Genomic DNA, 16,911 nt, shown 5'->3' on the forward strand with positions numbered 1-16,911 from the left:
CTCTACCTCACCTCTGCTCGCCGGTCTGGACCGCGCCGGAGACGAGGTTCGATTCCCCGTCGACCGCATCGGAAACCGGGCTGCCGTTGTGCTGCCGCAGCGGCACCTCCTTGATGAAGCTCACCGCGATCAGCGCGATCAGCGCGAAGGGAGCGGCGGCCAGGAAGATGTCGCCGGCGCCGTGGCCGTACGCGCTCTCCACCACCGCTCGCAGCGGACCGGGCAGGGTGTGCACGTCAGGCAGGGTGCCGCCGCTGCCGGAGCTGGACGCCCGGATGCCGAGCTGGGACAGCCCGTCGGCGGTGTAGTCCTTGACCTTGTGGGCGAGCACCGCGCCGAGGGCCGAGACGCCGATCGCGCCGCCCAGACTGCGGAAGAACGCCACCACGGAGCTGGCGGCACCCAGCTCGTGCGGGCCGACGGTGTTCTGCACGGCGAGCACGAGGTTCTGCATGGTCAGGCCCAGGCCGACGCCGATCAGCACCATGTAGACGCTGAGCAGGGTGAAACTGGTGTCCGCGCGCAGCGTGCCCATGAGCGCGAAGCCGACGGTGAGCAGCGCCGAGCCGAGCACCAGGAACCGCTTCCAGCGGCCGGTCCTCGTGATGATCCGTCCACCCACCGTCGAGGCGACCAGCAGGCCGAGGATCATCGGCAGGGTCATCAGGCCGGACATGGTCGGGGTCTCGCCCCGGCTGATCTGGAAGTACTGGCCGAGGAAGATCGACGCGCCGAACATGCCCACGCCCACCGCGATGCTGGCGACGACGGCGAGGCTGATCGTGCGGTTGCGGAACAGCCGCGGCGGAATCATCGGCTCGGCGGCCCGGGTCTCCACCCGGATGGCGAGCGCGCCGAGGAGCAGAGCGCCGAGGACCATGGCGACCGACTGCCAGGAGGCCCAGGCGAACTTGTCGCCGGCGAGGGAGACCCAGATCAGCAGCACCGACACGGCCGCGGTGATCAGGGTGGCGCCCCACCAGTCGATCTGCGCCTTGCGCTTGACCACCGGCAGTTTCAGGGTCTTCTGGAGCACGACCAGCGCGGCGATGGCGAACGGCACGCCGACGTAGAAGCACCAGCGCCAGCCGAGCCACGAGGTGTCGACGATCACGCCGCCGATCAGCGGTCCGCCGATGGTGCCGACGGCCATCACGGCGCCGAGGTAGCCGCTGTAGCGGCCCCGCTCGCGCGGCGCGATCATCGTCGCCATGATCACCTGGGCCAGGGCGGTGAGGCCGCCGGCGCCGACGCCCTGGAGCACCCGACACGCGATCAGCTCGCCGGTGCCCTGGGCGGCGCCGGCCAGCACCGACCCGAGGACGTAGATCCCCAGGGCGAGCTGGACCAGCGTCTTCTTGCTGGTCAGGTCGGCGAGTTTGCCCCAGATGGGGGTGGTCGCGGTGGTCGCGAGCAGAGCCGAGGTGACCACCCAGGTGTACGCGGACTGGCCGCCGTGCAGCTCGGTGATGATGCGCGGCAGCGCGTTCGAGACGACCGTGGAGGAGAGGATCGCGACGAACATGCCCAGCAGCAGGCCGGAGAGAGCCTCCAGGATCTGCCGGTGGGTCATGTCGACGGCGGGCGCCCGGGACGCTGTCGCCTGGCTCATCGTTTACTGCCTCCGAGCGGAGTAGAGGTGGTGGGCGGCGGGCCGCACGGCGGGTCCCGCCTGGGAGTTGCCTGAAGCAACCGTACGGTTCGGTTGCCTCAAGCAACAACTGGGCGGACGGTGGCCGCATTCCCACCGTCGGAGGTCATCTCCAGGAATCGTTGAACCGGCCGAGCAGCCGGGCGAACTCCTCGACGTCCCGGGCCGGCCAGTCGTCCAGGGCACGCAGGAACTCGCCCAGGCGGGCGGACCGGGCGACGTCGAACCGGCGCTGGCCCTCCTCGGTGAGGCTGATCTGCGCCGCCCGCCGGTCACTCGGGTCGGGGTCGCGGTGCACCAGACCGAGCGCTTCCAGCCCGTTGATCTGCCGGCTCAGCGTGCCCTTGCCCACGCCGAGCCGCGCCGCCAGCTCGGTCAACCGGATCGATCCACTGCGCCGCAACCAGAGCAGCAGCCCGTACGTGTTCGGTTCGAGGGTCGGGTGCACCTCCCGGGCGATTTCCCACGAAACCGCCCGACCCCGGCGCAGCAACGCCGTCAGCTCGTGCTCGACAGCCCGGATCGGCTCCGGCAGGTGCTCGTCCACGGGCTAGAGAGTACGGCGAGGCCCGGTCAGTCGTCGCCGGACAGGCGGCGGCTCATCACCGGACGTAGTTGCCCGTCGCTCGTGGTGCCCTCGATGGTCACCTCGGCCCGCCGGCCCCGGTGGGTCAGGGTGGCGACGGCATTGCCGAAGTAGGGACCGGCCAGCTTGCGCCAGCGCACCCCCGGGCGTCGGACACCCGCCGAGCGGGCCAGCGCCCGCGTGGCACCCGCCGGCCCGGACGACCAGCCCAGCCGCATCAGCGGACGGATGCCGGCCGGCACCTGGTTGTGGATCGGCGAGCAGGTGAGCTGGTGCACCGGGGTGACCACCGCCGGGTCGGCGAACCGGGCCCGGGCCACGTACGAGTGGTGCACGTCCCCGGAGAGCACGCTGATCGACGCCGGTGGGGCGTACGCCGGCCCGGCGCCGACCCGGGCGCCGGACTGCCCCGGGGTGCCGGTGCCGATCCGGGCGAAGGTCTCGCCGAGCGCCTCGAAGGAGCGCCGGAACGCCGCCCAGTGCTCCAGGTCGAGTGCCCGGCGCAGCTTCTCGGCCCCCCGGGCCACCCACGGCCGGCGCGAGTCGGCCAGCTTCTCGTTCCACGCCTCGATGTGATGGATGCCCTGCGGCAGCAGCCAGGGCAGCGACGCGCCCACCACCAGGTGGTCGTAGACCCCGTGCGCCTGGTCGAGGAACCACGACCACTCACCCGGCGGCAGCATCGCCCGGCTGCCCGGCTCGAGCACCCGGCTGCACCGGTTGTCCAGCATGACCAGCCGGGTGCGCCCCAGGTCGATCGCGTAGCTCCACTGGTACTGCACCGCGCGCCAGCGCTCCGTGTCGTGCGCCAGGTCGGACTCCTGGTCGACCCGGTGCCCGAAATCACGCAGCACGCCGGTGGCGTCCTCCGCGGCGGCGACCTTGGCGAAGACCGGGTCGGCGGCGATCTCGTCCGGGGAGAGGTTGCCCAGGTGCTGGTAGACCCAGTACGAGGCCAGCCCGCTGCCGATCCGTTCGGCCCACCACGGCTGCTCGCGCATCTCGGCACGCCACGCCGCCGAGGTGTTCCAGTCGTCGATGATCTCGTGGTCGTCGAAGATCATCACGCTCGGCACGGTGGAGAGCAGCCAGCGGATCTCCGGATCGCGCCACGACTCCAGATAGAGCTTGGTGTACTCGTCGAAGCTCACCACCTGGTCGGCCGGGGCGCCCTTGGGCCGCCGCCGGCGCCGGCGCAGCAGCCGCCGCACGGTCGGGGAGGTGACGTCGGCGTAGACCTGGTCACCGAGCAGCACCAGCAGGTCGGGCAGCGCGTTCGACTCGGGGTCGGCCATCAACCGGCGGGCGTACGCGTCCAGGGCGTCCGGCGGCAGCTTGCGGGTGGTGGCGTGCTGAGTGGTCTCCCGACAGGAGCCGAAGATCAGGCTGACCGGCTGGTCCCGGTCGTCGGCCGCCCGGGTGCGAATCACGCTGGGCGGAAAGCCGCTGCTCTCCACCGGCCAGACCAGCTCGTCGTCGACAAGCACCTCGTAGGTCGTCGTGCTGTCCGGGGTGAGCCCCTCCACCACGACGAGGGCGTAGTGGTGGTCGTACGCCGAGAAGGTGGGTGCGGTGCCGCGGGCGCCGTCGGCCGTGCGGACGGTGACCACGGCGGGCGCGGCGGTCTCCACCCAGATCGTCGCCCGGGTGTCGACCACTCGCCGCAGAAGTGGGCCGATCAGGAGGTGTGCGGCGGGCATGCGGCGAGCCTACCGCCGGTTCGTGAGGCCGGCCGGGTGCGGTGGCTGGGACGCCGTCGCCGGCATCTGACAGGATTCCGGCATGGCCGAATATCTCGTCCTCGCTCTGGTCCTGCTCGGTGTGCTGATCGCCGGCACAGTCGGGCTGGTCGTGCCGCGTCTGCGGCGGCGGCCCGAGCCCCCGCTTCCGCGCACCGAGGTCGACACCCGCGCCGAGGAGGATCTCGCCGGCCCGCCCGTCGAGGCACCGGAGTCTGATCTGTCCACCGGTGTCCTGGTCGAGCCGCCACCGGTCATCGAGGCGCCCGCCCCGACCGTGGAGGTGCCCGAGCCGACCGCCGGCCGCCTGGTCCGGCTCCGCTCACGGCTGTCGCGTTCGCAGAACGTCTTCGGCAAGGGCCTGCTCGGCCTGCTCGCCCGCGACCACCTCGACGAGGACGTCTGGGAGGAGATCGAGGACAGCCTGATCACCGCCGACGTGGGCGTCGACGCGACCCGCGAGATCGTCGACCGGCTGCGCGAGCGGACCCGGGTGCTGGGCACCCGCTCGCCTGGTGAACTGCGCGCGCTGCTCGCCGCCGAGCTGGTCAACGCCCTCGACCCGAGCATGGACCGCTCGCTGCGGACCGCCCCGAAGGACGGCGTACCGGCGGTGGTGCTGGTCGTCGGCGTCAACGGCGCCGGCAAGACCACCACCTGCGGCAAGATCGCCCGGGTGCTGGTCGCCGACGGCCGTACCGTGCTGCTCGGCGCCGCCGACACCTTCCGGGCCGCCGCCGCCGACCAGTTGCAGACCTGGGGCGAACGGGTCGGTGCGGAGACCGTCCGCGGCCCGGAGGCGGCCGACCCGGCCAGCGTCGCGTTCGACGCGGTCCGCCGGGGTATCGACACCGGCGTGGACACCGTGCTCATCGACACCGCCGGCCGCCTGCAGAACAAGGTCGGTCTGATGGACGAGCTGGGCAAGGTCAAGCGCGTGGTGGAGAAGCAGGGGCCGATCGACGAGACACTGCTCATCCTCGACGCCACGACCGGCCAGAACGGTCTGGAGCAGGCCCGGGTGTTCACCGAGGTCGTCAACGTGACAGGTCTGGTGCTGACCAAGCTCGACGGCACCGCGAAGGGCGGCATCGTGATCGCCGTGCAGCGCAAGCTCGGCATCCCGGTGAAGCTCGTCGGCCTCGGTGAGGGCAAGGACGATCTCGCCCCGTTCGACCCGGCGCAGTTCGTCGACGCGCTGCTGGGCACCGAGCCCGCCGGACGGGACGCGTAGTCTCGGGTGACCACTGACGATCGCGCGTACGCGGGCTGGCGCGACCCCGGCCACCCTTCGCAGCGCCTCGGGAGACCGTACGTGACTTCGCAGGAGATCCCGCTGCACGGCGGCAACGTGAGCACCGTGGTCCGGGTCGGTGACACGGTCCGTCGTAACGCCGGGCCGTGGACCCCTTCCGTGCACGCCCTGCTGCGCCACCTGGAGTACGTCGGGTTCACCGGCGCGCCCCGGGCGCTCGGGATGGACGAGCGCAACCGGGAGGTGCTGTCGTACCTGGAGGGGGAGTGCGGGGAGTACCCGCTCGCCCCGCACTGGGTGACCGACGAGGCGCTGGTCACCGTCGCCACCATGCTGCGGATGTTCCACGACGCGCAGTACGGCTTCGCCCCGCCGCCGGGGGCGGTCTGGCGCTCGTTCGGGCCCCCGCCACCGGACACCGAGGTGATCTGCCACCACGACGCCGCGCCGCACAACGTGATCTGGCGGCCGGACGGCACGCTCGGGCTGATCGACTTCGACCTCGCCTCGCCCGGCGCCCGGATCTACGACGTGGCGTACGCCGCGTGGACGTGGGTGCCGATCTTCGCCGACCGGGACTCGATCACGCTGGGCTGGAAGCATCCGGACCGGCCGCGGCGGCTGCGCCTCTTCGCCGACGCGTACGGGCTGATCCCGCGGGACCGGCACCGGCTGATCCGCACCATCCGCAAGCGGATCGTGGACCACGTCGAGGGCATCCGCCGGATGGCCGCCGCCGGTGAGCCGGCGTTCGTCCGGATCGTGCACAAGGGGCACCTGCGGCGGCCGATGCGCGACCTGCGGCTGCTCGACTACGAGCGGCACGCCCTGGAGAACGCCCTCCGCTGAGCGCCGACCGGTCGGTTCCGGAAGGCGGTCGGTCGATGGCTCCACCCGGTCAGCCATCGACGTCCGCCGTCCGGGCGATCAACCCCTGTCCATGCCGCCTGGTGTGCGGACTTCGTGACACGTACGAAACAACCCGTCACGAAACGGAAACCCGCACGGGACCCTGGGTGAAACAGCCGGCCGCGAGGCTTCCGCGCAACCGGCCTACGGGCGACGCTGCCCCGGAAAGCCGCGAAGGAGGACTTCACCTTTAGGAGGCCAGCGTGCCTGAAGCACCGACGATCGACGGCGCCAATACCACGTGGCTGCTGGTTTCGACCGCGCTCGTGCTGCTCATGACCCCCGGACTGGCGCTGTTCTACGGCGGCCTCAACCGGGCCAAGGGCGTACTCAACATGATGATGATGAGCTTCTCGGCCATCGGGCTCATCTCTGTTCTGTGGTGGTTCTACGGCTTCAGCGTCGCCTTCGGGACCGACGTGAACGGCTTCTGGGGTGATCCGGGCGCGTACCTCGGCACCAAGACGTTCCTCGCCGAGACCGACCTGTGGGGCGCCACGACGGAAAACCCCAGCGGCATCGGGATTCCGCTCTACGTGTTCATGGCCTTCCAGATGGTCTTCGCGGTGATCACCGTCGCGCTGATCAGCGGTGCCATCGCCGACCGGGCCAAGTTCGCCGGCTGGCTGCTGTTCGCGTTCGGCTGGGCCACCCTGGTCTACTTCCCGGTCGCCCACATGGTGTGGGGCGGCGGCATCATCGGCGCTGACATCCACGCACTGGACTTCGCCGGTGGCACCGCGGTGCACATCAACGCCGGTGCGGCGGCCCTGGCCGTGGCGCTGGTGCTCGGCAAGCGGCTCGGCTGGCCCCGCGAGGGCATGAAGCCGCACAACATCCCGCTGGTCGCGCTCGGCGCCGGTCTGCTGTGGTTCGGGTGGTTCGGGTTCAACGCCGGCTCGGAACTGACCGTCGACTCGGTCGCCGGTCTCGCTTTCATCAACACCCAGCTCGCCACCGCCGCCGCGGTGCTCGGCTGGATCGCGGTCGAGTGGGTCAAGGACCGCAAGCCGACCATGGTCGGCGCGTCGTCCGGCGCGGTCGCCGGCCTGGTCGCGATCACCCCGGCCTGTGGTTTCATCGCCCCGTGGGCGTCCGTCCTGCTCGGCATCGTCGCCGGGGTCGTGTGCGCGCTCGCGGTCAGCCTCAAGTACCGGCTCGGCTACGACGACTCCCTCGACGTGGTCGGCGTGCACTTCGTCGGTGGCTGGATCGGCTCGCTCTGGCTCGGCCTGTTCGCCACCAACTCGGTCAACGCCGCGATCAGCGACGTGGTGGGCGCCTCCGACGGCCTGTTCTACGGCGGCGGCGCGACCCAGCTCGGTCGGCAGGCCCTCGCCGGCCTGATCGTCACCGCCTGGTCGTTCGGCATCGCCTGGGTGCTCGCCTTCGTCATCGAGAAGACGATCGGCTTCCGCGTCCAGGGTGAGGCCGAGGTCGAGGGCATCGACATCGCCGAGCACGCCGAGAGCAGCTACGACCTGTCCCCGGCCGGCGGCGGCACGGGCAGCGCGTTCGCGATGGCCGGCATCGGCACCCCTGGTGGCGGAGCGCCGAGCGGTGCCACGCCGGAGGCGGAGTCCACCGAGCCGGTCAGCGCCAAGGTCGCCGGTTAACGTTCCTGGGATGGAGGGGTTGGACATGAAGCTGGTGACCGCGGTCATCAAGCCGTACCAGCTGGACGCGGTGAAGGAGGCTCTGCACGCCCTGGGCGTGGCCGGGCTGACCGTCAGCGAGGTTCAGGGGTACGGACGGCAGAAGGGGCACACCGAGGTCTACCGGGGTGCCGAGTACACGGTCGAGTTCCTGCCCAAGATCCGGGTCGAGGTGCTCACCGACGAGATCGACGTGGAAAAGATCGTGGACGCCATCGTCGGCGCCGCCCGCACGGGCAAGATCGGCGACGGCAAGGTGTGGGTCACCGGTGTCGAGGAGGTCGTCCGGGTGCGTACCGGCGAGCGCGGCCTCGACGCCCTCTGATCCGGGCCACGACGACATGACCTCGTTGATCAAGAAGAACGCGTCAGGGCACGCCGGGAACGGCGACGCGAACCTCTTGATCAACGAGGTCGTCGGCGTACCTGGGGGGATCGGGGAGGCCGCCCGCCGGGCCCGGGCGGCCGCGTACGACGAGTTTCTGCGCGGGTTGCTGCCGGCGCGCGACGGGGTCGCCCTGATAGCCGTCGGGGGGTTGGGGCGGCGGCAGTGTGCCCCCTACGGCGACCTCGACCTGGTGCTGCTGCACGCCGGGGTGCCCGGCACGGACGAGTTGGCGGCCTCGGTCTGGTACCCGATCTGGGACGCCGGCCTGCGCCTGGACCACTCGGTGCGGACCGTCTCCGAGGCCCTCTCGGTGGCCCAGGACGACGTCAAGGTCGCCCTCGGGCTGCTCGACGCCCGCCTGGTGGTCGGCGACCAGGCGCTCGCCGACGCCCTGATCCGCACCGCCGCCGATCACTGGCGGCGTACCGCCGTCCGCCATCTGCCGGGCCTGCGGGAGGTCACCGTCGCCCGCTGGCAGGCGCACGGCGAGCTGGCCTTCCTCCTCGAAGGCGACCTGAAGGAGGCCGCCGGCGGGCTACGCGACGTCGGGCTGCTGCGCGCCATCTCCGCGGCGGGGATCACCGACGCGCTGCGCCCCGCCGTCCGCGCCGCCCACCTGCGCCTGCTGGACACCCGCGACGCCCTGCACCAGCAGGTCGGTCGCCGGGTCGACCGGCTGGTCGCTCAGGAACGCGAGGGCGTCGCCGCGCTGCTCGGGGTGGAGGACGGCGACGCCCTCCTGCGTCGGGTGGCCGGGGACGCGCGCACGGTCAGCCACGCCCTCGACGACGCCTTCCGCGCCGCCGACCGGCTGCGCTCCGGCCGCTCCCGGAGCGGGAACGGCGGTCCCGTCCGCCGGCCCGTGGCCCGGGACGTGGTCGAGCACGACGGGGAGCTGGTGCTGGCCCGGACGGCGATCGGCGCGCGCCCCGACCCGAGCCTGTCGCTGCGGGTGGCCGCCGCCGCGGCCACGACCCGGCTGCCGATCGCGCGGGCCACCTGCGAGTGGCTGGCGGCGTACTGCCCCCCGCTGCCCGCGCCCTGGCCGGCCGAGGCCCGGGCCGCGCTGACCACGCTGCTGGGCGCCGGTCCCGGCCTGGTGCCGGCCTGGGAGACCTGCGACCGGTACGGGCTGGTGGACGGCTGGCTGCCCGAGTGGACCAGACTGCGCAGCCTGCCCCAGCACAACCCGGTGCACCGCTACACCCTGGACCGGCACCTCGTGCAGGCCGCCCACGAGGCCAGCCGGCACGCCCGCGAGGTGGACCGCCCCGACCTGCTGCTGCTCGGCGCCCTGCTGCACGACATCGGCAAGGGCCTGCCCGGTGACCACAGCACCGTCGGGGTGCCGCTCGCCGAGACGGTGGCGACCCGGGTCGGGCTGCCCGGCCCGGAGGTCGAGCTGATCGGCACGCTGGTCCGGCTGCACCTGCTCCTGCCCGACGTGGCCACCCGCCGGGACCTCGCCGACCCGGTCACCATCGCGTCGGTCGCCGAGGCGGTGGGGGACACCGGCACGCTCGACCTGCTGCACGCGCTGGTCCGCGCGGACGCCGCGGCCACCGGCCCCGCAGCCTGGTCGGACTGGAAGGGACGACTGGTCGCCGAGCTGGTCGCCCGCGTCCGCACCGCCCTGGACACCGGCGTGCTGCCCGAGCCACCCGCGCCCGATCCGATGCTGCTGGCCGGGCCGTTGCCGGTCGTGCACCTCACCGGGGACCGGGTGGCGGTGGCCGCCGCCGACCGGCGGGGACTGCTCGCCACGGTGGCCGGCTGCCTGGCCCTGCACCGACTGGAGGTGCTCTCCGCGGACGCCTCCGTGGTCGACGGCCGGGCCCTGGTCGAGTGCCGGGTGCAACCCCGCTACGGCCTGCCGGCCGATCCGGTCCCGCTGCGCGCCGACCTACGTCGCGCGGTCGCCGGCGACGTGTCCGTCACCCAACGGCTGCGCGGCCGTGCGCTCGCCGCCCGGGGCAGCGGCGCCGCTCCCCGGGTCGTCTGGCACCGCGAGGCCGCCACCGACGCCGTGCTGCTCGAACTTCGCGCGGCCGACGCCGCCGGGCTGCTCTACCGGGTCGCCTGCGCGCTCGACGAGGCGGGAGCCCTGGTCCGCGCCGCGCGCATCTCCACCCTCGGCGCCGACGTGGTCGACGCCTTCTACCTGGTGGGTGGCTGGCCGGACGACGCCACCCGGGCCCGCCTGGAGGCCGCAGTCCTCGCCGCCGTCTGAGTGGCTGGGTACGTCCCGGGGCGTAGCGGCGGTGCCGCTCGTGGACGCACGTCAGGGGGCGTCGGCGCGGGCAGAATGACGGCCATGCGATGGAACGGGCGGCGGGCGTGGCCGGGCGCGGTGGGTGACGCCGTGCTCGCCCTGGCGCTGCTCGGGTTCGGGCAGCTCGCCACCGGGCTCGCGGGGGTCAACCAGCCGGGGTCGAGGCCGGTGGACGGGTTCTGCCGGGTGCTCATGGCGGTCGCCGCGCTGGCCCTGGTCGGCCGCCGCTACGCCCCGGTGAGCACCCTCGTCGTGGTCACCGTGGCCACCACGACGTACCTGGTGCTCGGCTATCCGTACGGGCCGATTCTGCTCACCTTCCTGATCGCGGTGTACACCGTGGCCGTGCGGCTGCCGGTGCGCCCGGCGGCGCTCGCCACCGCCGGCGCGTTCGTGGTGCTGCTGGCGCACGTCTTCTGGTCCCGGGGGCCGGCGCCGGGCTGGGCCGGAGTGCTCCCCGCGTCGGCCTGGGCGGTCGTACCCTTCGCTGCGGGCGTGGTCGTGCGGGTCAACCGCGAGGCCGCCGCCCGCAGCCGCGCCGAGCAGGCCCGCGATCGTGTCGAGCAGGCCCGGCGGCAGGCCGACGAGGAGCGGCTGCGCATCGCTCAGGAGGTGCACGACGTGGTGGGGCACGGGCTGGCCGCGATCAGCATGCAGGCGGAGATCGCCCTCCATCTGCTGCCGAAACGGCCGGAGCAGGCGGAGGTCGCGCTGACCGCGATCGGTCGCACCAGTCGGGAGGCGCTGGACGAACTCCGGGTCACGCTGGGCGCGGTGCGCCGGGGCGCGGAGCGCGAACCGGTGCCGGGACTGGCCCGGCTCCCGGCGCTGTGCGAACGGTTGGCCGGTGCCGGTCTCGCCGTCGACCTGCGCCGTGACGGCGACCCTCGGGAGTTGCCGGCGGCGGTGGACCTGGCCGCGTACCGGGTGGTGCAGGAGGCGCTGACCAACGTGCTGCGGCACGCCGGGGTGACCAGCGCGGAGGTGACCGTCGGCTACCGGGCCGACGAGGTGACCGTCGAGGTCACCGACCGGGGCGTCGGCGCCGCCGCCGGCCCGTTCGACGCGGCCGACGGCCAGACCGGAGGGCACGGTCTGGCCGGTATGCGGGAGCGGGTGGCCGCGCTGGGCGGGCGGCTGACCATCGGACCGCGCCCGGACGGCGGATTCCGCGTCTGGGCCCGGCTGCCCGTGGAGCCGCCCGCGTGATCCGGGTGCTGATCGCCGACGACCAGGATCTGGTCCGCCTTGGGCTGCGCGCGCTGGTGGAGAGCGAGGACGACCTGGCGCTCGCCGGCGAGGCGGCCGACGGGCTGCGGGCGGTGGAGCTGGCCCGCCAGGTTCGGCCGGACGTGGTGCTGATGGACATCCGGATGCCCGGCATCGACGGGATCGAGGCGACCCGCCGGATCGTCGCCGACCCCGAGCTGACCGGCACGCGGGTGGTGGTGCTCACCACCTTCGAGCTGGACGAGTACGTCTTCGACGCGCTGCGGCACGGCGCGAGCGGGTTCCTCACCAAGGACACCCGGCCGCCGGAGCTGCTGCGCGCCATCCGGCTGGTCGCCGAGGGAGAGGCGCTGCTGTCCCCGTCGGTGACCCGGCGGGTGGTGCGGGAGTTCGCCACCCGGCCGTCGAGGGCACCCCGTCCGCACCCGCGGCTGGACACCCTCACCGACCGGGAGCGCCAGGTCGTCGGCCTGGTCGGTGAGGGCCTGAACAACGAGGAGATCGCCGCCCGGTTGGTGGTCAGCCCGGCGACCGCTCGGACCCACGTCAGCCGGGCGATGGGCAAGCTGGGAGCCCGGGACCGGGCCCAGCTCGTCGTCTTCGCGTACCAGTCGGGTCTGGTGTCGGGGTGAGGCCCGGGAAGCGGGCCGGGCCGGGCGGAAGCAACCCCGCGGCTGGGCGGTTACCCTAGCGGTGGCCGGACTCCGCAGTGCCGGCCGCGTTGTGCCCGCCGGAACACTGACAAACGGGATGTTCGTGTGTTTGACACCTTGAGTGACCGCCTGTCCGGGATCTTCACCAAGCTCCGCGGCAAGGGGCGGCTCACCGACGCCGACATCGACGCCACCGCGCGCGAGATCCGCCTCGCGCTGCTGGAGGCGGACGTCGCGCTGCCGGTGGTCAAGGGCTTCATCGCGGCCGTCAAGGAGCGCGCCCGCAGCGCCGAGGTCTCCCAGGCGCTCAACCCGGCCCAGCAGATCATCAAGATCGTCAACGAAGAGCTGATCAAGGTGCTCGGCGGCGAGGGCCGACGGCTCCAGTTCGCCAAGCAGCCGCCCACGGTGATCATGCTGGCCGGCCTCCAGGGCTCCGGTAAGACCACCCTCGCCGGCAAGCTGGCCCGCTGGCTCAAGGCCCAGGGGCACCAGCCGCTGCTGGTCGCCGCCGACCTCCAGCGCCCCAACGCCGTCGGGCAGCTCCAGGTGCTCGGTGGCCGGGCCGGCGTCGAGGTGTACGCCCCGGAGCCCGGCAACGGCACCGGTGACCCGGTGCAGGTGGCCCGCGCCTCGATCGAGCACGCGAAGCGCGCGGCCCGCGACATCGTCATCGTCGACACCGCCGGCCGCCTCGGCATCGACGCCGAGATGATGCAGCAGGCCGCCGACATCCGCGACGCCGTCTCGCCGGACGAGGTCATCTTCGTCATCGACGCGATGGTCGGTCAGGACGCCGTCCGCACCGCCGAGGCGTTCCGCGACGGCGTCGGCATCACCGGCGTGGTGCTCTCCAAGCTCGACGGCGACGCCCGTGGTGGCGCCGCGCTCTCCGTGCGCGAGGTGACCGGGCAGCCGATCCTGTTCGCGTCCACCGGCGAGAAGCTGGAGGACTTCGACGTCTTCCACCCCGACCGGATGGCCAGCCGGATCCTCGGCATGGGCGACGTCCTCACTCTGATCGAGCAGGCCGAGCAGGCCTTCGACTCGGATCAGAAGGAGAAGATGACCGCCAAGCTGATGGGCGGCGAGCAGTTCACCCTGGACGACTTCCTCGACCAGCTCATCGCGGTGCGGCGGATGGGCCCGATCGCCAACGTGCTGGCCATGATGCCGGGCATGGGGCAGATGAAGGACCAGCTCGCCGAGCTGGACGACAGTCACTTCGACCGGGTCACCGCGATCATCCGGTCGATGACCCCGGGCGAGCGGACCAACCCGAAGATCATCAACGGTTCCCGCCGGGCGCGCATCGCCAACGGCTCCGGGGTCACCGTGATGGACGTCAACCAGCTGCTCAACCGCTTCGCCGACGCGCAGAAGATGATGAAGCAGATGGGCGGCATGATGGGCCTGCCCGGCGGTGGCCGGCGCAAGGCGACGAAGTCCCCGAAGAACAAGCGCAAGGGCACCAAGGGTGGCGGTCGTCCGCGTACGGGCGCCGGCATGCCGGCCGGCTTCCCGGGTGGCATGCCGCAGCTCCCGCCGGGGATGGACCCGAACGACCTCGCGGGCGGCCAGGGCCTTCCGCCCGGCTTCAAGCTCCCGAAGATCGACTTCAACAAGCTCGGCAAGGGTGGCGACAAGGGCCCGCGCTGACGCGTGTCGGTGACGGCGGGCGACGTTTCCGGCGCTTAGGGTGACGTCGCCCCTTGGAAGGAGATGTCATGACCGCTGCCCCGATCCTGCCCGAACGGCACGAGTGGACGGTCGACGACCTCGGTGATCTGCCGAAGGACCTTCCGTACGAACTGATCAACGGAAGGTTGATCGTGCCGTCCCCCACGCCGCTGCACCAGTTCATCTGCGGTCGAGTCATGTTCGCCCTGGAACTCGCCTGCCCGGACGACTTCTTCGTCAGCATGGACCAGTCGCTCTCGATCGACCGCCGCAACGAGCCACGGCCGGACGTGGTGGTCATCCGCGTCGAGCAGGCCAACAGGTCACCCGTGCCGGTGCAGGACGCTCTCCTCGCGGTCGAGGTGATCTCGCCCGATTCCACTATTCGTGATCGGCACGAGAAGGTGCGCATCTACGCCAATGCAGGCGTCGCCGCATACTGGGTGATCGACCCGTTGCGGGAGAAGGTCACCTTCACCGAACTGCTGCTCAGCCCCAAGGGCGGCTACGAGCCCAGCGTGGAGACCGATGGCCTCGTCACGATCGACCGCCCGTGGAAGGTGACACTGGACCTGCCGGCGTGGACGCGCCGCCGACAGGAGGTCCTCGAACGGGCAAAGAGGTGATCGGGTAGGACTGTGCGCATGGCTCTTCATGTGCGCGGCGTGCTGCTCCCCGACGACGAGGTCCGGGATCTCTGGCTGGTCGGCGACCGGGTGACCTTCACCCCGGTGCCCGGGGCGGAGACGGTCGTCGACGGCGGGTTCGTCCTCCCGGGGCTGGTCGACGCGCACTGCCACATCGGCATCGCCCGCGGTGGCGCCCCGATCACCTCCCTCGACCAGGCCCGCGAGCTGGCCCGCGTGGACCGGGACGCCGGTGTGCTGGCGATCCGTGACGCGGGTTCGCCGTATCCGTACCCCGAACTCGACGACGAACCGGACCTGCCGCGACTGGCCCGCGCCGGCCGGCACGTCGCGCCTCCGAAGCGCTACCTGCGTGACATCGGCGTCGAGGTCGGCGCGGCCGAGGTGGCGGCGACGGTGGCCGCGCAGGCCCGAGCCGGCAACGGTTGGGTGAAGCTGGTCGGTGACTGGATCGACCGGGGCGTGGGCGATCTCGCGCCCGCCTGGGACGCCGACACCCTCACCGCCGCCGTACGGGCCGCGCACGACGCCGGGGTACGCGCCGCGGTGCACACCTTCTCCGAGTCCGCCGTCGAGATCATGGTGCGGGCCGGGGTGGACTCGGTGGAGCACGGCACCGGGCTGAGCCTCGACCTGATCGACGAGATGGCCCGCCAGGGCACCGCGCTGGTCCCCACAATGATCAACATCGCCACCTTCGGGGGCATCGCCGAGCAGGCGCGGGGCAAGTTCCCCGGCTACGCCGAGCACATGCTCGCGCTGCGCGACCGCTTCCCGGAGGTGGTGCGGGCCGCGCACGAGGCGGGCGTGCCGATCTACGTGGGCACCGACGCCGGTGGTGGCATCGACCACGGGCTGGCCGCCGAGGAGATGATGCTGCTGCACGAGCGCGCCGGCCTGGCGCCGATCGACGTGCTCGCCGCCGCGTCCTGGGGCGCCCGCGAATGGCTCGGCTTCCCCGGCCTGGTCGAGGGCGGCCTCGCCGACCTGACCGTCTACCCCGAGGACCCCCGCCACGACCTACGCGTCGTTCGTGCTCCGTCCCGCACGATCCTGCGCGGCCGAGTTCTCCGCTGACCCCACGCCGCGCCGCGTCGGGCCGCGTCACGCTGGGCCGCGCCGGGCGGCGTCGGGCCGCGTCACGCCGGGCCGGGCCGTGCCGCGCCCACCGCAAGATCGTGCTGGATCCAGGAAGTAGGGGCCTCGGCGTCGTGGGGATGCCACTACAACCAGGATCGAGCACGATCTTGCCGGGCGGAGAGGTCGACGAGGGAAGATCCGCGCAACTTCCCTGATATTGCTGCCTCACGTTCGCCGGAGGCAGCAACATCACCGATGTTGTGCGGATCTTGGCGCGTGGCGCGGGGGCGTCGGGGGCGTCGGGGGTGCGTGGGCGCGACGACGCGTCGACGCGACGGTGCGGCACGTGGAGGGGCCAGATGCGGCGCGCGACGGACGGCGCGGCGCGGGGCGCTGGGACGCGGGGTGGGAGGGTCAGCGGGGCGGGCGGGTGGCGGCGGCGGTGAAGAGGTGCACGGCCAGGTCGGCCAGGGCCGTGGCGGTCTGGTCGATCGGGGAGCGGGGGAGCACGATGTGGCTCACCACCAGGCGGACGATCGTGTCGGCGGCGAAGGCCAACGCTTCCTGGTCCGCTCCCGGCAGGTGGTCGCCGGCCCACTCGATCAGCGCGCCGGACGCCTCGGTGAGGACCACCTCGGCCCGGGTGGTGAGGTACGGGAGCAGCTCGTCCGAGCCGCCCCGGGCGCTGGTGAGGATGGCCTTGACCAGCGGGTTGTCGGCCGCCGTGGCGAGGGTGTGGGCGATCGCGGCGTACGCGCCGGCCCGTACGTCGGCGCCGTGCGCGAGCAACGCCTCTCGGACGTCGCCGACGAACCGGTCCACCTCGCGCCGGGCGAGCGCCTCGGCGAGGCCCGCCTTGCTGCCGAACTCGTTGTAGACGGTCTGCCGACTGACCCCCGCCGTGGTGGCCACGCCACCCATGCGGACCGCGTCCCAGCCGGCGGCGATGGTCCGTGCGCGCGCGGCGTCCACGATCGTGTCCCGCAGTCGCTGGCGTGGTGAGTCGGTCGTCGCAGTCATGGTGGTCGAATTCTACGGTCCCCCCGCCGACCCGCCCAGCACCCGCCGCGGGCCCCGCCCAGCGCGCGCCGCCGACCTGTCCGGCGCGCGCCGTCGACCCGACCGGCATCCGCCGTGGGCTCCGCTCAGCGCCTGCCCAGCGCATG

General features: G+C 72.6%; 14 protein-coding genes. 10 read left to right on the top strand and 4 right to left on the bottom strand.

Annotated features, from left to right (window positions below):
* Positions 1-7: 7 nt before the first annotated feature.
* The 3 genes from ACFYPH_RS05480 to ACFYPH_RS05490 form a co-directional block, all read right to left on the bottom strand.
* Positions 8-1,612 (bottom strand): MDR family MFS transporter, encoded by a 1,605-nt coding sequence (locus ACFYPH_RS05480; RefSeq protein ID WP_355067835.1) that lies wholly within the window; start codon positions 1,610-1,612, stop codon positions 8-10.
* 145 nt (positions 1,613-1,757) lie between these two features.
* Positions 1,758-2,198 carry a MarR family transcriptional regulator gene (locus tag ACFYPH_RS05485; RefSeq protein ID WP_354856417.1) on the bottom strand — a complete coding sequence of 147 codons (441 nt, stop codon included), beginning with the start codon at positions 2,196-2,198 and terminating at the stop codon, positions 1,758-1,760.
* Between the two features lie 26 nt (positions 2,199-2,224).
* Complete coding sequence (locus ACFYPH_RS05490; RefSeq protein ID WP_387179187.1) at positions 2,225-3,937, bottom strand: alkaline phosphatase D family protein; 1,713 nt, start codon at positions 3,935-3,937, stop codon at positions 2,225-2,227.
* Positions 3,938-4,019: 82 nt separating this feature from the next.
* Here ACFYPH_RS05490 and ftsY point away from each other — a divergent pair, with 82 nt between their 5' ends.
* From ftsY to ACFYPH_RS05540, 10 genes are all read left to right on the top strand, one after another.
* On the top strand, positions 4,020-5,210 hold the full coding sequence (gene ftsY, locus ACFYPH_RS05495; protein WP_355067839.1) for a signal recognition particle-docking protein FtsY: 1,191 nt from the start codon (positions 4,020-4,022) through the stop codon (positions 5,208-5,210).
* A gap of 6 nt (positions 5,211-5,216) precedes the next feature.
* Positions 5,217-6,080: an aminoglycoside phosphotransferase family protein gene (locus tag ACFYPH_RS05500; RefSeq protein ID WP_234590129.1), complete on the top strand. Its 864-nt coding sequence runs from the start codon at positions 5,217-5,219 to the stop codon at positions 6,078-6,080.
* A gap of 263 nt (positions 6,081-6,343) precedes the next feature.
* Entirely contained in the window at positions 6,344-7,756 is a 1,413-nt protein-coding gene (locus ACFYPH_RS05505) for an ammonium transporter (RefSeq protein WP_387179191.1), read from the top strand.
* 25 nt (positions 7,757-7,781) lie between these two features.
* On the top strand, positions 7,782-8,120 hold the full coding sequence (locus tag ACFYPH_RS05510; RefSeq protein ID WP_007456507.1) for a P-II family nitrogen regulator: 339 nt from the start codon (positions 7,782-7,784) through the stop codon (positions 8,118-8,120).
* Between the two features lie 16 nt (positions 8,121-8,136).
* Entirely contained in the window at positions 8,137-10,413 is a 2,277-nt protein-coding gene (locus ACFYPH_RS05515; RefSeq protein WP_387179194.1) for a [protein-PII] uridylyltransferase, read from the top strand.
* An 84-nt stretch (positions 10,414-10,497) separates the two neighbouring features.
* On the top strand, positions 10,498-11,664 hold the full coding sequence (locus ACFYPH_RS05520; protein ID WP_387179197.1) for a sensor histidine kinase: 1,167 nt from the start codon (positions 10,498-10,500) through the stop codon (positions 11,662-11,664).
* Positions 11,661-12,317 (top strand): response regulator transcription factor, encoded by a 657-nt coding sequence (locus tag ACFYPH_RS05525; RefSeq protein WP_234590136.1) that lies wholly within the window; start codon positions 11,661-11,663, stop codon positions 12,315-12,317. The genes ACFYPH_RS05520 and ACFYPH_RS05525 overlap by 4 nt, the downstream gene beginning before the upstream one ends.
* A 126-nt stretch (positions 12,318-12,443) precedes the next feature.
* Positions 12,444-13,997: a signal recognition particle protein gene (gene ffh, locus ACFYPH_RS05530; RefSeq protein ID WP_354856405.1), complete on the top strand. Its 1,554-nt coding sequence runs from the start codon at positions 12,444-12,446 to the stop codon at positions 13,995-13,997.
* A gap of 68 nt (positions 13,998-14,065) precedes the next feature.
* The gene (locus tag ACFYPH_RS05535; RefSeq protein WP_354856403.1) at positions 14,066-14,644 is read left to right on the top strand and encodes a Uma2 family endonuclease; all 579 of its coding nucleotides are present in this window, start codon (positions 14,066-14,068) and stop codon (positions 14,642-14,644) included.
* Between the two features lie 18 nt (positions 14,645-14,662).
* Positions 14,663-15,742, top strand: a complete 1,080-nt coding sequence (locus ACFYPH_RS05540; RefSeq protein WP_387179200.1) for an amidohydrolase family protein — start codon at positions 14,663-14,665, stop codon at positions 15,740-15,742.
* A gap of 417 nt (positions 15,743-16,159) precedes the next feature.
* Here the strand turns inward: ACFYPH_RS05540 and ACFYPH_RS05545 are convergent, their stop codons facing one another.
* A complete protein-coding gene (locus tag ACFYPH_RS05545) occupies positions 16,160-16,765 on the bottom strand; it encodes a TetR family transcriptional regulator (protein ID WP_363941517.1) in 606 nt (201 codons plus the stop codon).
* Positions 16,766-16,911: the final 146 nt, after the last annotated feature.

The sequence above is a fragment of the Micromonospora sp. NPDC005252 genome (assembly GCF_042872475.1).
GTDB lineage: Bacteria > Actinomycetota > Actinomycetes > Mycobacteriales > Micromonosporaceae > Micromonospora.